Genomic DNA, 17,160 nt, shown 5'->3' with positions numbered 1-17,160 from the left:
TTCATGAAGAGAGTTGATTTAATACAAGAAATAGTAAATAAAAGAGGATTCAAAAGGTACCTTGAAATAGGTACGTATAAAGGTGAATCCTTTTTTCCAATTAACTGCAAATATAAGGTTGCCGTAGACCCTCAGTTTAATATACCATTAAAACGAAAGTTCAAATGGATAGTAAAAAATGCCAATAATTTATTCAATAAATATTTTGAACTTACAAGTGATGTGTTTTTTGAAAAAAACGGAAAATTTGCTTCAAAATACAGACCACAAGTTGTTTTTGTAGATGGTCTACATACATTTAAGGCCAGTTTATTAGACGTCTTAAATTCAATGAAGTATATAGATACCGATGGTATTATTGTAATGCACGATTGTATGCCACCAAATCGAGCCGCATCAACATATGCAAATTCGTTTAAGGAAGCCATTGCTATGAAACTTGAAGGTTGGACGGGCGAATGGACTGGTGATGTATGGAAGACTATAGTGTATCTGAAACAAAAATATGGTGAGAAACTGAATGTTTGTGTTTTAGATACAGATTATGGTTTAGGCTACATTGAAAAAAACTCATTAATAGAGGATTTTAAAATAGATGAAGTTATTTTTAAAAAAGTTAATCAACTGACCTACGATGATTTATTAAATGATACCAGCCTTATCAATTTAGTTGATAAAAACCACGTTAATGAACTACTCTAAATGATATATGGATACTGTAAATAACAATAATTTAGAGCAAAGGGTTTTTACAGTAATTGTAACATATAATGGTATGCAATGGTTAGAAGATTGCATAAACTCTGTTGTTAAGGAAACAACTGTTGTTGTTGTTGACAATCAATCCTCGGACGGTACATTAGAATTTATTAAGAACAATTTCAGTGATGTTATTCTTTTAGAACAAAACAATAATCTTGGTTTTGGCAAGGCTAACAATATAGGGATATCGCATGCATTAAGTAAAAAAGCCGAATATGTCCTGTTGCTTAATCAGGATGCTAAAATGGAAAAAGGCGCCATTAAAAGTCTAATAAGGACGTCATGTAATTTTAGTGATTATGGCATTCTGAGCCCACTTCATTGCGATTGGAAAGGTGATTATTTAGAGTCTTCCTTTTCAAAATATCTGTCACATAACAACAATAAAGATTTCTATTCAGATTTTGTATTAGGAAAAAAGATAAGGCCAATCTATGAAGTACCTTTTGTGGCTGCAGCATGTTGGTTTATTCCAGTAAAAATATTACTACAAACTGGTGGATTTGATCCAATCTTCAAGCATCTTGGTGAAGATGTAAATCTTACACAAAGATTCAAGTATCACGGTTTCAAAATAGGTGTGTTACCTAATTGTAAGGTAATGCACGATACAGGTGAAAGAACCTATGAAAAGGTTGAAAAGTACTCAGAAACTTATTTTTATAAGATAGACTACAGAAGTAAAATGAAATTTGCTGATATCAATATTGATAATTGGTTAGTGAAATTAAAGTATGCTAAAAATCAAATAAGAAAAGAAATAGTATTCGCTTTATTTCGGTTTAATTTCAAGCACATCAAAGGCGGAATAAAGCATCTAAAATTGCTCGATGACATTAAACTACAATGTGAAAAAAGTAGGGCAATAACAAAAGTACGAGGGAAACATTATTTAAATTATTAGTTAATGGGTCAAAGTATTGTTCATGTTATAAATGATTTCCCTTCAAAATCCGAAACCTTTATTGTTAATCATATTGTTGAAACCATTAAGGAAGGATGGGAATCACATATATTAGTTAATAATTTAAAACCCAAGGAGGCAACTTCTCAATTGCAATTATTTAATTCCTATGGTCTTTATGATATAGCTAGATCATACAATGTAAAAATCCCAAAGAATAAGGTGTTTCGAATTTTAAAAGCAAGTTTAATTTTGCTGAAAAATTTACGATTTGCGTCAGTCTTTTTCAAAACTTTGAATAACTCTAAATATGGAGCAAAGTCTAAATCACTTAAAATGTGGTTTCAGGCAGGTGTTTTTATTCAATACGAGAGCGTTGATATATTTCATGGACATTTTGCCATTAGTGGTCAACTATTAGCGGACATGAAAGAAATAGGCGCGATTAAAGGAAAAATAGTGACTACCTTTTATGGTTATGATACATTTTCGACCGAAGAAACTAGAAATGGGTTAGAGCTAACTTATAAAAATTTGTTTAAGTACTCAGATTTAATAATTACTAGTTCAAAATATTTAGTAAATAATTTAAAACTATTAAAGGCTCCAGAAGATAAAGTTGTTGTTAATCCTGTTGGTGTCGATATAAATAAGTTTCAACTTAAAAATAGAACTCTAGGAAAGCAGTTGAATTTGGTTACGGTTGGACGATTAATAAAATTAAAAGGACAGCATTTGGGAATTGAGGCTGTTAAGTCACTTGTTGATAAAGGTCATCAGATTCATTACACAATTATCGGTTCTGGTGAAGAACGCAATAATCTTCAAGAACTGATTTCCCAATTCGGAGTTGAAGAGCATGTGACCATTAAGCAAACCAAATCTCAAATTGAGGTAATTGATGTATTGAATGACAGTCATTTATTTCTAATGACTTCAATAACAGATAAAACAGGAAGAGCTGAGGGACAAGGATTAGTTACCGCTGAAGCACAATCTACTGGTATACCCGTTATAGGATTCAATTCTGGTGGTATCCCTGAGACTATAAAAAATGGAATTACAGGATTTATTATAGAAGAAAAGAATGTTAAAGAATTGGTTGATACAATTCAAAAATTTTTTAAAAATCCAGAATTGATTGACAAAATGGGGAGGGCTGGTAGAAAGTATGTTGAAAAAGAATTTAATAGTAAGATTCAATCTAAAAAAATAATAGATTTATATAAGGCGATTTAACACTCATGACACCATTAATATCTATAATAATACCAACTTATAATCGTGCAAAGATCTTACCTGAGACACTTGATAGTATACTGGCTCAATCTTATAAAAATTGGGAGTGTATAGTTGTAGATGACGGTAGTGCGGATGATACTGAAGACTTGCTAGGGACTTATATAAAATTGGATTCTAGATTTCAATTTTTAAAAAGACCTTTCAATAAAGTTAAAGGCGCAAATGCTTGTCGCAATTATGGCTTTGAGAATTCAAAAGGAGAATTTATTAACTGGTTCGATAGTGATGATATCATGCACCCAGATTTTCTGAAAGTGAGAATTTCAAAATTATTAGAAGACAAATCACTAGATTTCTGTGCTTGCTTAGGTCGAAAGTTTGTACGAGGTATTGCGATTGACGCATTAACTATAAAACCACATGTTTTAAACTCAGATAACTATCTAGAAGATTATTTACTTAATGGATTGTTTTTTTACACACCTGCTCCATTATGGAGAAAAAGTTTTTTAGACGGCAAGATTTTATTTGATGAGACAATGAAGCGCGCTCAAGAAAGTGATTTTCATTTTAGAATGTTAGCTTCAAACCCAAATTACCTTTATCTTGAAGATGCTTTGTTTTATGTAAGAGTTGGTCAAGAAAGTATTACCAAAGGTGCTGAGAAATCTTATTTGGCACAAAATTCGGTTTTTAAATATTTTAACACGGTTTTTAATACCTTAAAGGAAAAGAATGATGAACAACGATTAATGGAATACGTTTTTTATAGACAAGCAGTGAATTATTACAATTTAAATCTATTAAAGTCTAGTTTTTTTGAAAGACTAAGACTTTGTTTTAGTCATTCGCATTATCTTGTTGGTTATACGTTAAGTACCAATAAGCTAAAGAATCATTTTATTAAAATTATACTTGCGATGGGTTTGGTGTTGTTTTTCAAAAAAGGATATGATTTGTTTTATTATCCACAATATAATTACAGAACAACACCATCAACCCATAAATAAGAAAAGAAACATCAATAATGATATCTCGAATTAAAAGAAGAGTAAGAAGAATAATAAAACAACCTTATAAATTGTATAGTAGAAATGTTGAATTAAAATCAATGTTTGCAAACTTTAAGCAAGCTGTTGTTTTAGGCTCTGCATCTTCAATAAATAAGTTAGATTTATCGGTTTTTTCAAAAGATATGGTAATTAGTGTCGGCAATTTTTTTGAACATCCTGACATTAAATCTATTGAACCTAAAATTCACATATTTGCAGCGTCCCATCCGCCAATAACTAAAGAAGTGTTAATAGAGTGGTGGACAAGGTGTAATAGTGTTTTGCCTGAGGGTGTACCACTTTTAGTTGAAAAAAGAGATAAGGAAGTTGCAGATGTTGTCTTTAAGGATAGGAATGTGTTCTTTTATTCATATGGAGGAGAAGTACCTGTAGATTTTACAAAGCCAATTTTATCACCGTGGAGTGTTACTATAGTAGCATTGCAATTAGCTATATATTGTAATTTACCAAAAACAGGAATATTTGGTGTTAATCACGATTGGCAATGTATTAAACCATATACTCATTTTTATAGCCATGACAAACCATCTCTAGAGTATTATCTTGATAAAGCAGGAATAGAAATTGCCTACGAAAAACAAAAGCAACCTTTTCCGAAAGCACGTCTTTATAAAGAGTACGAGATGTATCAACAATACGAAATTCTAAAAACCGAAGCTGAAAGAGAAGGACTTAACATTTTAAATTATGATCCATTTTCAGATTTTGATGTGTTTGATTTTGATAAGAAACACGAATTAATAATGGATTAAAACCCAAAAGTAAGATGTTTATTAGAAAGGCAATAAATAGAATTCTAGGTTTTTGCGCTCCGGAATTAAAACCAATTTTAACTAAACAGTTAAAACTTGAATCCCTATCTAATATCAAAATCAAAACTATACAGTCAGAATTAACCAATATTGTAGAACCATATAGACTTATAAATGTTAAAATAGCGAAAGGAACTTATATTGCAACAAACTCGAAAATTTCGAGAACTGAAATAGGAAGATTTTGTTCTATAGGACCAAATTTGTTGTGTGGCTGGGGTATTCATCCTACTGATGGAATATCAACTAGTCCTTATTTTTATAGTACTCAAAAACAAAATAGTGATTCACTTGCAAATGAAGATTTATTTGAAGAAAGAAAACCAATAACCATAGGAAATGATGTTTTTATAGGTGCCAATGTTACAATATTAGATGGTGTTAATATTGGTGATGGTGCAATTATTGGTGCAGGATCGGTTGTTTCTAAAAGCATCCCAGATTTTGCCATTGCATTCGGTAACCCAATAGCAATAAATAATTACAGGTTTAATGAAGACCAGCGTATAGCATTAAAGGAAATTCAATGGTGGAATTTTAATGATGACCAATTGAAGGGTGTCAATAAATACTTTTTTGATATTGATACGTTTGTCGAAAAATACAGAAAGAAATAAAAACTGCCTTTATGAGTAGCAATAAATTATTATCTATAATCACCATCAATTACAATGATGCCACTGGGCTTAAAAAAACTATGGAAAGCGTCAGTAATCAAAGTAATAAGGATATTGAACATATTATTATTGATGGTAATTCTTCAGATGATAGCTTAAATGTTATTCAATCATTTAAATACGAAAATCTGAGTTATGCAAGTGAACCTGATTCAGGTATTTATGATGCGATGAATAAAGGTATTAAAAAAGCCAAAGGTAAATATGTGTTGTTTTTAAATAGTGGTGATTATCTGGAAAACAATGAGGTTGTTGCGCGTGTGCTTAAATATTTAGAGCAAGATTACTCTGTATTATCAGGTAATATAATTTTTGATGAAATAACTGGTCCTAGACTTCGAGAACATCCTGAAAAAATAACATTTTCTTATTTAGTTGGCAATGCCATTTCTCATCCGTCTACCTTCATTAAAAGAGAACTGTTTTCTACCTATGGCTTATATGATGAGTCATTTAAAATTGTGTCTGATTGGGCATTTTTTATTAAAGTATTAGGTTTAAATAATGAGTCATTTTTAAAAATTCCGCATACAATAACAGTTTTTGATACAAAAGGAGTTTCTTCTAAAGAATCAAATTTTGATGAAGTTTATAAAGAAAGACATAAGGTGCTTGAAATGTATTTTCCAAGGGTATACAATAATGAACATGATACTTATATATTTGATAAATTCCTTGAAACCAACAAACGATTTAGATACCTAAAGTTAATTGATAAATCCCCTTTTTTTAGAAAACTTGCTACAGTTCAGCTAGGTATAAGTGCCAAACTTTTGAAATTATTTGGAAATAAGTAATGAGAAAAAAGATATTATTCATTGGTCCGATTGGAGACATTGGAGGCAGGGAACTAGAAACTGGTTTCATGGCAAAGTGTTTGTCCGAAGATTTTGATGTTGAAATACTATCTACTGGTAACCTTACGTCTAATTCTCAATTGTTTGATTTTGTATCAGCAAGAGAAGTTAAGACCTTAAATGAATGTATTTATAAGAAGAATATTTGGTTTAAGCTTCTAGCACAATTAAGTGCTTTAAAGTCAAAACAGAATCAAGATAAATATTCATATGTGAGCAACACAATAGCAAAAAGTATTGGTTATAGGACGTTTGCTATTAATCAATTACAAGAAAAAATAAATCAAAGTGATATTGTTGTTCTTTGCATGCAACTAACTAGTAATTATCTAAAAGAAATTGCTGATTATTCGCATAGTTTAAAAAAGCCGATAGTTTTAAGAACATCTACTACTATTAAAGAATCGGATATTGTAGCGATGAGTTGGTTAAAAGAGATAACATTATTTATTCATCATTCAAAATCCAATGTAAAAAAGTTAGAATTCATAGAAAACTATAATTACACCTTAATAGATCAGTGTACATTCAAAGAGGAGGAGATGCTTGAGATAAAGCCAGTAGAAACCTTCAATAAACTCTTGTACGTTGGCAGGATTTCAGAAGAAAAAGGTATAGTTGATTTTGTTAATATTTTCAATGAACTAGATACTGACTTAAATCTTAAAATTGTTGGAGATGGTGCACAGTTAGAACGACTAAAAGTAATAACAGAGTCACATAAAAATATTGAAATATTAGGATTTTTAAATCAAGATGAAATTGTAAAGCAAATTGAAGATGCTGATGCTATAATAATACCGTCTCATGAAGAATCCGGCCCATTAGTTGGTTTAGAAGCAATGGCTTCAGCAAGGTTGATAATCTCTACAAAGGTTGGCGCAATGCCTACCAGGTTAAAAGAATTGAAGAACCAATTCTGGTTTAATGTAAATGAAGTTAATTCGTTAAAAAAAGCGCTAGAAGACATTAAAAAATTAAGTAGCAATGAGATTACTGAAATTTCTATGGAAAATAGATTGAGATATCTTGATAAATATCAAAAGGACAAGATAAAAAGTCAATATAAAAATGCTATTTTTAAGCTTTCAAGCTAATCATTCAATTACAGTACCAAATCCCAAAAATATTTGATTAGTATCGTAATATTATGGACGTTGAAGTAATATTAATTTCTGAATTACCCTTGCCTTTCCATAAGGTAGCGAGTTGGACAAATATGTATCACTATTTGTTCCATAATAAAGGCCATCATTTTAATCATATTGTTTGTCCTGAGCCTCAAACTCATATAAAAACCATATCCTATCAATTTCTGCGAAAGACCAATGTTCTTGACAAAATAAAAAATAAGTTGCCGTCTAAAAGTTTATATAGCAATTATTTAGAAGCACTAGATAAAATTATAGAGCCCAATAAAAAGTATGTGCTTCAAATTATTGATAATAGTGGTATTGTAATACCAATCAATAATCATATAAGCGAGAATTATAATAGAAATGATTTTTACATACAGTACTATTTCCATGGTTTTGCTCCAATAGTTTCTCGTAAAAAAGGCAAAAAGTTCTTAGGAAGTATTAATGAATTATTCTTTTTAACGCGCTTAGCTTATAAGGAATATTTGAGTTTTTATGATGAATGTACATATAAAGCTAGAGTTATACATAATGGAATCGATTTGACTAGATTTAAGAGTATAACGGTCGAAGAGAAACAAACACAGAGGTCAAAAGAAGGTTTTTTAAATGACGAAACAATTTTCTTGTGGTGTTCTCAGGACAGACCTAAAAAAGGCTTGCACATAGTATTAGATGCATTTAAAAAAGTTCATTCTGAAAACTCAAATACTAAATTATTGGTTGCTGGTGTTAATCGAGAAATAAGTCAAGAAGGTGTTGTTAACCTAAAAAGAGTACCTAATGAGGAGTTGCCAAAGTACTATCAAATGTCTGATGTTTATCTGTTTCCTACATTATGGAAAGAAGGGTTTGGTATTGTCTTAGCAGAGGCCATGCATTGTGGCTGTTATATTATTGCTTCAGATCAAGGTGGAGTCAGAGAGGTGCTAGGAGATGGTGCATATGGAGTTTTGATAGAACATCCTAATCTTGTTTCAGAATGGGTCGATACCATGAATAATTCGATATTAGAATTGGAAAGACAAGGGAATAAGTTCAGAGACAGAATTCCTGAGGACTTATATAGTTTAGATAATTGGTGTAATGTAATAAACCGATTTATTGAGGAGGCAAAACAAAAACTAATAAGTTAGAGGCAATGAGAGTAGGAATGAATCCTCAAAAACAATCCAAGAAGATTGAGCTTGAATTTCAGCATCGTGTCATAATAGTTGTTTTTATCCCATCTTTAGATGGCTATTACAAAAACGTACTTGAGGTTTTTAAACTTTGTTTAGACTCCGCAATTGCAACTACAAATTCTAATTGCGCAATTACCGTTGTTAATAATGCATCATGTAATGAGGTCAGCGAGTTCTTAGAAACAAAACTAGAAGATGATAGTATAAACAGTGTTATATATCATACCAAAAACATTGGTAAGATAGACGCCTTAATTGGTGCAGCCAGATCCAGTAGAGAACCTATTATTACTCTTGTTGATGTAGATATTTTATTTAAATATGGTTGGCAGAATGAGGTAGAAAAGATATTTACTATTATTAAAAATGTAGGTTCTGTTTCACCAATTCCATGTAGAAATTTTAAAAATTACGAAACGTCTTCAACCTTAAGTAAAGTGCTCACCAAAAAGGTGAAATTTCAATACGAAGCCATACCAGAAAATCATAAAGCCCATAATGAATATTTAAAAAGTTTTCATTGGGAATTAGAAACAGATAAAAATGCCAAATGGCCTGTTATAGAATCGGGTGGTGTAAAAGCAATCGCAGGAAGCGGTCATCAAATTTTAAGTATGCGTCGAGAATTATTCTTTTCTACGGTACCGGTTGAACCTTCATTGATTTTAGTGGGTAATAATTCGGAGTTTTTGTATTGTGATCAACCGATTAATTATTCAGGTGGCATGAGACTCTCAACATATAATAACTACGCTTATCATATGGGAAATAATGTTGAGGACTGGATGCAGGAAGTTCAGAATAATAATTTGAAGTTAGCTAAATCCATATCAGATGATTTTAACAAATTTAATTTACCTAATTTTAAACCAAAGCCTATCAATTTCAATATGTATAGACTAAAGAAAAGAATTGTTCATAGACTATTTAATTTAATATATGGCAAAGGGTAATTCAGTATTTATTATTCCGGCGCGAGGTGGTTCAAAACGTTTACCTCGTAAAAACTTGAAGCAATTAAATGGTATTCCACTTATTGCCCATAGTATAAATTTTGCAAAACAAAATTCAGATATAGCGGAAGATATTATTGTATCGACTGATTGTAATGACATTAAATCTTTTGTCCATCAAATGGGTGTAACGGTTATTGATAGGCCTAAAGAGATATCTATGGATAACTCAACAACAGTCTCAGCATTAAAACATGTGCTTACTTGTTTAGATAAGAATTATGATGAGATTATTTTATTACAACCTACTAATCCTTTACGCCCAAAAGAACTATTAAGAAAGGCATATAAAGAATTTCTAGAAAATAATTGTGATAGTTTAATGACTGTAAGTCTTAATGATAAAAAATTGGGTAAAATTAAAGATGGTAAGTATGAACCCTTCACTTATAAAATGGGACAGCGAAGTCAGGATTTGGAACCACTTTATTACGAAAATGGATTATTGTATATCTCTAAGTCAGACCTAATATTAAACGATAAAATATTAGGAGATAACAATTTTCCATTTATAGTTGAACATCCTTTTGCATCTGTTGATATTGACACAATAGAAGATTTAAACTATGCTCAGTTTATAGTAAAAAACTATTCAGATGAGTAAACCAATAATTACTATAGCAGGTAGAAAAATAGGCCAGGATTTCCCTCCTTTGGTTATCGCAGAAATAGGGATAAATCACGAAGGCTCTTTAGATGTAGCCAAACAAATGGTTGATGCGGCTAAACGCGCAGGTATTGAGGTTGTAAAACATCAGACACATATTGTAGAAGATGAGATGAGTGGTGCCGCAAAGGAGGTAATACCGGGTAATGCCGATGTTTCAATTTATGATATCATGGAACGATGTTCTTTAAATGAAGCAGATGAAATTGCATTAAAAGATTATGTTGAAGAACAAGGCATGATTTTTATTTCTACACCTTTTTCTCGTGCTGCAGCAAATCGTTTGCAAAGAATGAATGTTGAAGCTTATAAAATAGGTTCAGGAGAATGCAATAACTATCCATTGCTAGAACATATTGCAAAATTTGGAAAACCAGTAATAATGAGTACTGGTATGAATACTATTGAAAGTGTATCTAAGGCAGTTGCGGTATTTGACAAATATAGTGTCCCAGTGGCCTTATTACATACTACAAATTTGTATCCAACACCAAGTCATTTAGTAAGATTTGGGGCAATGATGGAGCTTCAAAATGCTTTTCCAGATAAGGTTTTTGGACTAAGTGATCATACTCTAAATAATAACGCTTGTATTGGCGCAGTAGCACTTGGGGCTTCAATATTAGAACGTCATTTTACAGATTATATGTCACGAACTGGTCCAGACATTATCTGTAGCATGGATGAACAAGAAAGCCAAGCTTTGGTAGAAGCCAGTAAAGAGGTCTGGACAATGAGAGGAGGAACTAAAGTGCCAGCAAAAGAAGAGCAAGTGACTATAGATTTTGCCTTTGCAACTGTCTGTACAATAAAAGATATAAAGGAAGGAGAGGCGTTTACTGAGGATAATATTTGGGTAAAACGGCCAGGAACTGGAGAAATACTGGCTGAGCATTTTAATAATGTATTAGGTAAAACAGCAAAAAGAACAATCAAAAAAGATGAACAAGTTTCTTGGGAGGATATTAATTAAGGATCGTAGTTAGTAATGGATAATAGAAAAATTGTTTTCTTAACAGGAACAAGGGCAGATTTTGGTAAAATCAAAGGTCTAATCTCTGCTGTTGAGGATAAAGAACATTTTCAACCATACATATTTGTCACAGGAATGCATCTAATGCACGAATATGGCTATACATTACTTGAGGTAGAACGCTGTGGTTACGAACATATCCATACATTCAGTAATCATACACACGAGACCACAATGGACCTTACATTAGCAAAAACTATTGAAGGATTTTCGGCTTATGTAAAAGAGATTCAGCCAGACCTAATAGTTGTTCATGGTGACAGAGTTGAGGCTTTAGCGGGTGCTATAGTAGGTAGTCTAAATAATATTTTAGTTGCACATATTGAAGGAGGTGAGATTTCTGGTACAATAGACGAACTTATTAGGCACTCTGTTTCTAAGTTGAGCCACATTCATTATACATCGAATGATGAAGCCAAAAAACGACTTATACAAATGGGTGAACTGCCTGAATCCATATACACAATAGGCTCTCCTGATATTGATGTCATGTTTTCGGATGGTTTACCTACCATAGAAGAGGTTAAAAATTATTACGAAATTCCCTTTAATACCTATGCTGTGGCAATGTATCATCCAGTAACTACAGAAGTTGATACTATAAAGAGCGATGCCATTAATTTTGTGCAGGCTCTGAAACGTAGTAATAAAAATTATGTTCTCATATTTCCAAATAATGACTTAGGGAGTCAGTTTATTATAGAAGCTTATGCAGAATTAAAACAGAACCCTAAGTTTAGAATTTTCCCTTCAATTAGGTTTGAATATTTCCTGACGTTACTGAAAAATTCAGAATTTATGATTGGCAACAGTAGTGCTGGTGTAAGAGAGGCACCTTATTATGGTATACCTAGTATCGATATTGGCACAAGACAGAAAAATAGAGTTAAGTTGTCTAGCGTAGTTAATTGTGACGCTATTGTAGATAACATTGTTAATGCTATCGATAGAATAGGCTCAATTGAATTGAAAAAAATGCGGATATTTGGTTTTGGTGATAGTGCTTCCTTGTTCTTAAAAAGTTTAGAATCTAAAGACATATGGAGTATAGATCATCAAAAACAATTTAAAGATATAGATGACGCATAAAACTCATGTTGTTGTAATAGTTCCAGATGGTGTTGGTATTAAGAACTATCTGTATTCAAATGTATTGAGTTATTTAGCCAAACATTCAGAAATTACAATCTGGTCTTCACTTCCTGAAAATGCCTTTGATGAGGTAAAGAAAGTACACACTAGTTTAGATATTAATTATAAATATCTTCAATTACACAAAGAGTCAATCCTAACACGACTTTATAGAGAAAGTGCCACATATGCTAGGTTACATTTTTTTAAAAATAAGACTAATAATGAAACCTTGTTACTTAATTGGAGAAGGCCAAGAGGAAATTATAAGTTAAAACTCTTATACAGGTTTGCGGAGTTAGTTGGATCATGGGCAAAATCGAATTACCATAGAATTTTAAAACTTGAAAATCTAAGTAAGGAATATTGGTCTAAAAGTATTATTGAATCTTATAAATCGGAATTAAACGATTTAAAGGCCAACAGTATTTTTATTACCCATCAACGAGTAGCTGGTTTGATGCCTATTTGTTTAGCATCACAAGAGTTGGGTGTTAAATCAGTATCGGCCATATTTTCATGGGATAATTTACCAAAGGCTAGGCTTTGTGTTTCTGCAGACTATTATGCATTATGGAGTAATTTGATGGCTGAAGACATGGCTTTATTTTATCCGGAAATAGAAACAGAACAACTTAAAATTGTTGGTACACCTCAGTTTGAATTTTATACCCAAGAAAATAGAATTCTAGATAGAACATCATTTGCAAAAACTTATGGGCTGGATGCAAATAAAAATTGGATTTGTTTCAGTGGCGATGATGAACTTACGTCACCTTATGATCCTAACTATTTAAATGATATTGCTGATAGAATTTCAAAGAATCACAGGGATGTACAGTTGGTTTTTAGGCGATGTCCTGTAGATTTCACCAATCGTTATGATATAGTAATAGATAAGTTTAAGGATGTAATTTTTTCTATAGATCCTATTTGGCATACAGATTCAAACTCATGGGTGGGTTATTTTTCAAAGTATAGCGATATAGATTTGCAAGTAAATTTAGCCCACCACTGTCAAGGTGTAATAAATTTAGGTAGTACAATGGCATTGGATTTTGCATCCTCGAAGAAGCCATGTTTTTACCTTAATTATGATATCGTTAAAGATCCTAATTGGAGCACTGAATTCATTTATAAATATCATCATTTTGGTTCGCTTAAGGGATTAGATCCTGTAGGTTGGATTAATAACAAAGATGAAATTGACTCGGCCATTGATTCAATCTTAAATGGATCAGAACAATTGATTGAAGATAGCAAGAAGTGGATGGAAAGGATAGTTCAGTTTCCTATCGATGAAAATTCTGAGAAACTTTCAAAACTGTTAGTGTGATGCACATATGTTTTATTTCAAGCGAATACCCATTATGGAAATCAGGAGGAGTCGGCAGTTTTCTTCAAACTTTTAGCGGTGCACTGGTCAAATTTGGTCATAAAGTATCAATAGTTGGAATTGGTGATAAGCCAGTAGAGGAGCAATTAGATGATAAAGGCGTTAAGATTTATCGGTTGCCAGTTTCCACAGTTCCAATCGGGAAGTTTTTGTTCAATACTAATAGTATTTCAAAGAAAATAGAATTTATTAACCAAGAATCACCAGTAGATATTGTTGAATCAGCTGAATTAGGATTGGCATTTATCAAAAAGAATCCTTCAATAAAATATGTGATTAGATTACACGGTGGTCATCATTTTTTTGCCGAAAGTGAAAATAGAAAAGTTCATTGGTGGCAAGGATTTAAGGAAAAATTATCATTTAAAAAGGCAGATGGTTTTGTTGCAGTTTCTCAATTTGTAAAAAGTCATACAGCAAAGTATTTATCTTACAGTAACAAACCAATAGAAGTTATTTACAGTCCAATTAATACCGAACTATTTTCCCCTAGAACTTCTATAAAGAAACAAGTTAACAATATCACATTTGTTGGTACTATTTGCGAAAAAAAAGGTGTTAGACAATTGATAATGGCTATGAAACTTATTGCCAATAAGTTTCCGGATATTAAGTTAAATATCTATGGAAGAGAATGGTATTATAAAGATGGTAGTTCTTATACTGAAATGTTACGTAAGAAATATAAGGACATTGTTGATGAATATGTTACATTTCATGGTGCAATTCCCTTTGAGGAGTTACCGGAAAAATACGCATTAGCTAATGTTTGTGTTTTTCCTTCACATATGGAAACTCAAGGCTTGGTGGCACAAGAGGCAATGGCAATGCAGAAACCCGTTGTTTTTTCAACGCTTGGTCCTGGAAAAGAATCTATCAAGGATTATGAAACAGGTTTGTTGTGTAATCCACATGATATATATGATATAGCAGAAAAGGTAATTTGGTTTTTAGATAACGAAGACAAACAATTAACTATCGTTAGAAAAGCTAGGGAATTTGTTTTAAATACTTTTAATGTTAATACAAGCGTTGATAAGAACATTCTGTTTTACCAAAGACTAATTGAAGTTTAGAAATGACTTTAGCAATTTTCACATTAGTTCAGCACAAAGAAAATCAAGGAAAATACTTTGGTTATGCCCCTTATGTGAGAGAAATTGATATATGGAATTCTCATTTTAAGAAAGTAATAGTAGTAGCTCCTTTATCTAATACCACTGAAATAACTGATATAGACATTCCCTATACGCATCCAAATGTAAGTTTAGTTATAATGCCTGTATTCAAATTAAAATCAGTTGTAGGCGTGTTTAAATTATTATTCAACTTACCAATTATATTATATAGAATGTTCAGTGTAATGCGAAAAGCTGACCATTTACATTTTAGAAGCCCTAGTAACATTGCCGCCATAGCAGCCTTGGTTCAATTGTTTTTCCCAAAAAAGAAAAAAACGATGCGATACGCAGGTAATTGGGATCCAAAGAGTGAACAGCCATTAGGCTATAGATTTCAAAAAAATATCTATTCTAACCCTTTTTGGTCAAAAAACATGACGGCATTAGTATATGGAGCGTGGCCAAATGAAACTAAAAATATGCGATCTTTTTTTGCTGCATCATTTTATAATGAGGAAAAAGAAGAATTCAAAGAAAGAGATTATTCAAAAGTTTTAAAATTTATATTTATAGGAACTTTGGTGGAAGGTAAACAACCTTTAATGGCTATAAACATTATTGAAGGACTTAATAAACTTGGTTTAAAATGTAGATTAGAAATTTTTGGTGATGGTAAATTAAAGCCTCTCTTGGAGGAATATATTAAGAACAATTCTTTAAGAGAATCCGTGAGTCTTCATGGAAATGTTAACAAAGAAAAAATCAAGAAGAGCTTAAAAACAAGTCACTTTAACATATTACCATCTAAAAGTGAAGGATGGCCTAAGACACTTGCCGAAGGAATGTTTTTTGGAGTAATACCTATTTCAACACAAATTTCTTGTGTTCCTTGGATGTTAGATTATGGTAACAGAGGTATTTTAATCAATGATAATTTAGAAGAAGCAATTTCAGAAATTTATACTGTCATTAAATCAAAAAAATTAACTAAAATATCTGAGATGGCTCAAACTTGGTCACAGCAATACACTATTGAAAAGCAAGCTGAAGAAATTAATGATATACTAACAGAATGACTAAGGTAATACAATTAATAGACTCATTAGACGCGGGAGGTGCAGAACGTCTAGCGGTTACCTATGCCAATATGTTAGTCAAAGAAATTGATGGATCATTTTTGTGTACGACAAGAAAAGAGGGCTTACTAAAATCCTCATTAAAAGAAGAGGTTGGGTATTTATTTTTGAACAAAAAATCTAGTTTAGATTTTGCTGCATTAAGAAGATTCAACCACTATTTAAATGAGAATGAAATTAAAATTGTACATGCACATGCTACCTCTTTCTTTTTTGCTTCATTAGTAAAATGCTTTAACCCAAAACTTAAAATTATTTGGCACGATCACTATGGGAACAGCGAACAATTGACTAAACGACCCAAATTAGTTTTAAAGATTTGCTCACTACTATTCAATCAGATATTTTGTGTTAATCAAATACTCGTAAAATGGTCTCAGAAACACTTATGGTGTAAGAATATTGAGTTTATACAAAACATTGTAGTATTAGAAGAAGTAGATCCTATTACAAAACTTAGTGGGTTAGACGGGAAACGAATTTTGTGTTTAGCAAATTTAAGACCTCAGAAGGATCATTTAAATTTATTTAAAGCTTTTCAAAGGGTATTTGTTACCAATACTGACTGGACTCTGCATTGTGTGGGGAAGGATTTTGAAGATGCTTATTCTACTTCAATAAGGCAATTTGTAAATGAAAAGAAACTGAATAATTCTATTTATTTTTATGGAAGTAAGCCAGATATTAAGAACATAATTTCTCAAACTGAAATAGGTGTGTTATCTTCTAAATCAGAAGGATTGCCAATTGCAATGCTGGAATATGGTTTGGGGAATTTGGCCGTTATAGCAACAAATGTTGGTGACTGTAGGCAGGTTTTAGATTCTAACGAATTGGGAATTTTAGTAGAACCAGAGAATTATGAAGAATTATCCGATGCATTTACATATTATATAGATAATCCGAAGCAAAGGAAAACAGTATCCGTTAATTTTAATAAAAAAGTAAAAGAAGCCTATTCAAAAGAAAGTATAATAGAAAAACTCAAAATGTATTATTACAAATAACTTTAG

17 protein-coding genes are annotated in these 17,160 nt (G+C 31.6%); all 17 read left to right on the top strand.

What is annotated here, in order from left to right; genetic code table 11:
- The first annotated feature begins 3 nt into the window (after nt 1-3).
- Genes ACFWV9_RS11270 through ACFWV9_RS11190 form a run of 17 tightly spaced genes read left to right on the top strand, consistent with a single transcriptional unit; the run spans nt 4 to nt 17,154 of the window.
- Nucleotides 4-702 (top strand): class I SAM-dependent methyltransferase, encoded by a 699-nt coding sequence (locus ACFWV9_RS11270; protein WP_411895321.1) that lies wholly within the window; start codon nt 4-6, stop codon nt 700-702.
- 7 nt (nt 703-709) lie between these two features.
- Nucleotides 710-1,666 (top strand): glycosyltransferase family 2 protein, encoded by a 957-nt coding sequence (locus ACFWV9_RS11265; protein ID WP_411895320.1) that lies wholly within the window; start codon nt 710-712, stop codon nt 1,664-1,666.
- A 3-nt stretch (nt 1,667-1,669) separates the two neighbouring features.
- Nucleotides 1,670-2,905 (top strand): glycosyltransferase, encoded by a 1,236-nt coding sequence (locus tag ACFWV9_RS11260; RefSeq protein ID WP_411895319.1) that lies wholly within the window; start codon nt 1,670-1,672, stop codon nt 2,903-2,905.
- Between the two features lie 5 nt (nt 2,906-2,910).
- Complete coding sequence (locus ACFWV9_RS11255) at nt 2,911-3,918, top strand: glycosyltransferase family 2 protein (protein ID WP_411895318.1); 1,008 nt, start codon at nt 2,911-2,913, stop codon at nt 3,916-3,918.
- Between the two features lie 17 nt (nt 3,919-3,935).
- Nucleotides 3,936-4,733 carry a hypothetical protein gene (locus ACFWV9_RS11250; RefSeq protein ID WP_411895317.1) on the top strand — a complete coding sequence of 266 codons (798 nt, stop codon included), beginning with the start codon at nt 3,936-3,938 and terminating at the stop codon, nt 4,731-4,733.
- Between the two features lie 14 nt (nt 4,734-4,747).
- Nucleotides 4,748-5,410, top strand: a complete 663-nt coding sequence (locus ACFWV9_RS11245) for a CatB-related O-acetyltransferase (protein WP_411895316.1) — start codon at nt 4,748-4,750, stop codon at nt 5,408-5,410.
- An 11-nt stretch (nt 5,411-5,421) separates the two neighbouring features.
- Entirely contained in the window at nt 5,422-6,267 is an 846-nt protein-coding gene (locus ACFWV9_RS11240) for a glycosyltransferase family 2 protein (RefSeq protein ID WP_411895315.1), read from the top strand.
- Nucleotides 6,267-7,424: a glycosyltransferase family 4 protein gene (locus ACFWV9_RS11235; protein WP_411895314.1), complete on the top strand. Its 1,158-nt coding sequence runs from the start codon at nt 6,267-6,269 to the stop codon at nt 7,422-7,424. Before ACFWV9_RS11240 ends, ACFWV9_RS11235 begins: the two co-directional genes overlap by 1 nt.
- 53 nt (nt 7,425-7,477) lie before the next feature.
- The gene (locus tag ACFWV9_RS11230; RefSeq protein ID WP_411895313.1) at nt 7,478-8,602 is read left to right on the top strand and encodes a glycosyltransferase family 4 protein; all 1,125 of its coding nucleotides are present in this window, start codon (nt 7,478-7,480) and stop codon (nt 8,600-8,602) included.
- A 5-nt stretch (nt 8,603-8,607) separates the two neighbouring features.
- Entirely contained in the window at nt 8,608-9,603 is a 996-nt protein-coding gene (locus tag ACFWV9_RS11225) for a glycosyltransferase (protein ID WP_411895312.1), read from the top strand.
- Entirely contained in the window at nt 9,590-10,267 is a 678-nt protein-coding gene (locus ACFWV9_RS11220; protein WP_411895311.1) for a cytidylyltransferase domain-containing protein, read from the top strand. Before ACFWV9_RS11225 ends, ACFWV9_RS11220 begins: the two co-directional genes overlap by 14 nt.
- Nucleotides 10,260-11,303, top strand: a complete 1,044-nt coding sequence (locus tag ACFWV9_RS11215; RefSeq protein WP_411895310.1) for an N-acetylneuraminate synthase family protein — start codon at nt 10,260-10,262, stop codon at nt 11,301-11,303. Before ACFWV9_RS11220 ends, ACFWV9_RS11215 begins: the two co-directional genes overlap by 8 nt.
- Before the next feature lie 15 nt (nt 11,304-11,318).
- Nucleotides 11,319-12,452, top strand: a complete 1,134-nt coding sequence (gene neuC / locus ACFWV9_RS11210; protein ID WP_411895309.1) for a UDP-N-acetylglucosamine 2-epimerase — start codon at nt 11,319-11,321, stop codon at nt 12,450-12,452.
- Complete coding sequence (locus ACFWV9_RS11205) at nt 12,442-13,830, top strand: hypothetical protein (protein WP_411895308.1); 1,389 nt, start codon at nt 12,442-12,444, stop codon at nt 13,828-13,830. Before neuC ends, ACFWV9_RS11205 begins: the two co-directional genes overlap by 11 nt.
- Complete coding sequence (locus tag ACFWV9_RS11200; RefSeq protein ID WP_411895307.1) at nt 13,830-14,966, top strand: glycosyltransferase family 4 protein; 1,137 nt, start codon at nt 13,830-13,832, stop codon at nt 14,964-14,966. The genes ACFWV9_RS11205 and ACFWV9_RS11200 overlap by 1 nt, the downstream gene beginning before the upstream one ends.
- 2 nt (nt 14,967-14,968) lie before the next feature.
- A complete protein-coding gene (locus tag ACFWV9_RS11195) occupies nt 14,969-16,087 on the top strand; it encodes a glycosyltransferase (protein WP_411895306.1) in 1,119 nt (372 codons plus the stop codon).
- A complete protein-coding gene (locus tag ACFWV9_RS11190) occupies nt 16,084-17,154 on the top strand; it encodes a glycosyltransferase (RefSeq protein ID WP_411895305.1) in 1,071 nt (356 codons plus the stop codon). Before ACFWV9_RS11195 ends, ACFWV9_RS11190 begins: the two co-directional genes overlap by 4 nt.
- Nucleotides 17,155-17,160: the final 6 nt, after the last annotated feature.

Source organism: Winogradskyella sp. A2, assembly GCF_046762865.1.
Lineage (GTDB): Bacteria > Bacteroidota > Bacteroidia > Flavobacteriales > Flavobacteriaceae > Winogradskyella.
The sequence above is the reverse complement of the archived record's forward strand: the minus strand, read 5'-3'. Positions and strand labels throughout refer to the sequence as shown.

Coding starts and splice junctions, on each gene's coding strand:
- neuC (WP_411895309.1), top strand. CDS start 11,319: ATGGATAATAGAAAAATTGTTTTCTTAACAGGAACAAGGGCAGATTTT.
- ACFWV9_RS11250 (WP_411895317.1), top strand. CDS start 3,936: ATGATATCTCGAATTAAAAGAAGAGTAAGAAGAATAATAAAACAACCT.
- ACFWV9_RS11205 (WP_411895308.1), top strand. CDS start 12,442: ATGACGCATAAAACTCATGTTGTTGTAATAGTTCCAGATGGTGTTGGT.
- ACFWV9_RS11240 (WP_411895315.1), top strand. CDS start 5,422: ATGAGTAGCAATAAATTATTATCTATAATCACCATCAATTACAATGAT.
- ACFWV9_RS11255 (WP_411895318.1), top strand. CDS start 2,911: ATGACACCATTAATATCTATAATAATACCAACTTATAATCGTGCAAAG.
- ACFWV9_RS11230 (WP_411895313.1), top strand. CDS start 7,478: ATGGACGTTGAAGTAATATTAATTTCTGAATTACCCTTGCCTTTCCAT.
- ACFWV9_RS11260 (WP_411895319.1), top strand. CDS start 1,670: ATGGGTCAAAGTATTGTTCATGTTATAAATGATTTCCCTTCAAAATCC.
- ACFWV9_RS11195 (WP_411895306.1), top strand. CDS start 14,969: ATGACTTTAGCAATTTTCACATTAGTTCAGCACAAAGAAAATCAAGGA.
- ACFWV9_RS11200 (WP_411895307.1), top strand. CDS start 13,830: ATGCACATATGTTTTATTTCAAGCGAATACCCATTATGGAAATCAGGA.
- ACFWV9_RS11235 (WP_411895314.1), top strand. CDS start 6,267: ATGAGAAAAAAGATATTATTCATTGGTCCGATTGGAGACATTGGAGGC.
- ACFWV9_RS11215 (WP_411895310.1), top strand. CDS start 10,260: ATGAGTAAACCAATAATTACTATAGCAGGTAGAAAAATAGGCCAGGAT.
- ACFWV9_RS11225 (WP_411895312.1), top strand. CDS start 8,608: ATGAGAGTAGGAATGAATCCTCAAAAACAATCCAAGAAGATTGAGCTT.
- ACFWV9_RS11220 (WP_411895311.1), top strand. CDS start 9,590: ATGGCAAAGGGTAATTCAGTATTTATTATTCCGGCGCGAGGTGGTTCA.
- ACFWV9_RS11190 (WP_411895305.1), top strand. CDS start 16,084: ATGACTAAGGTAATACAATTAATAGACTCATTAGACGCGGGAGGTGCA.
- ACFWV9_RS11270 (WP_411895321.1), top strand. CDS start 4: ATGAAGAGAGTTGATTTAATACAAGAAATAGTAAATAAAAGAGGATTC.
- ACFWV9_RS11245 (WP_411895316.1), top strand. CDS start 4,748: ATGTTTATTAGAAAGGCAATAAATAGAATTCTAGGTTTTTGCGCTCCG.
- ACFWV9_RS11265 (WP_411895320.1), top strand. CDS start 710: ATGGATACTGTAAATAACAATAATTTAGAGCAAAGGGTTTTTACAGTA.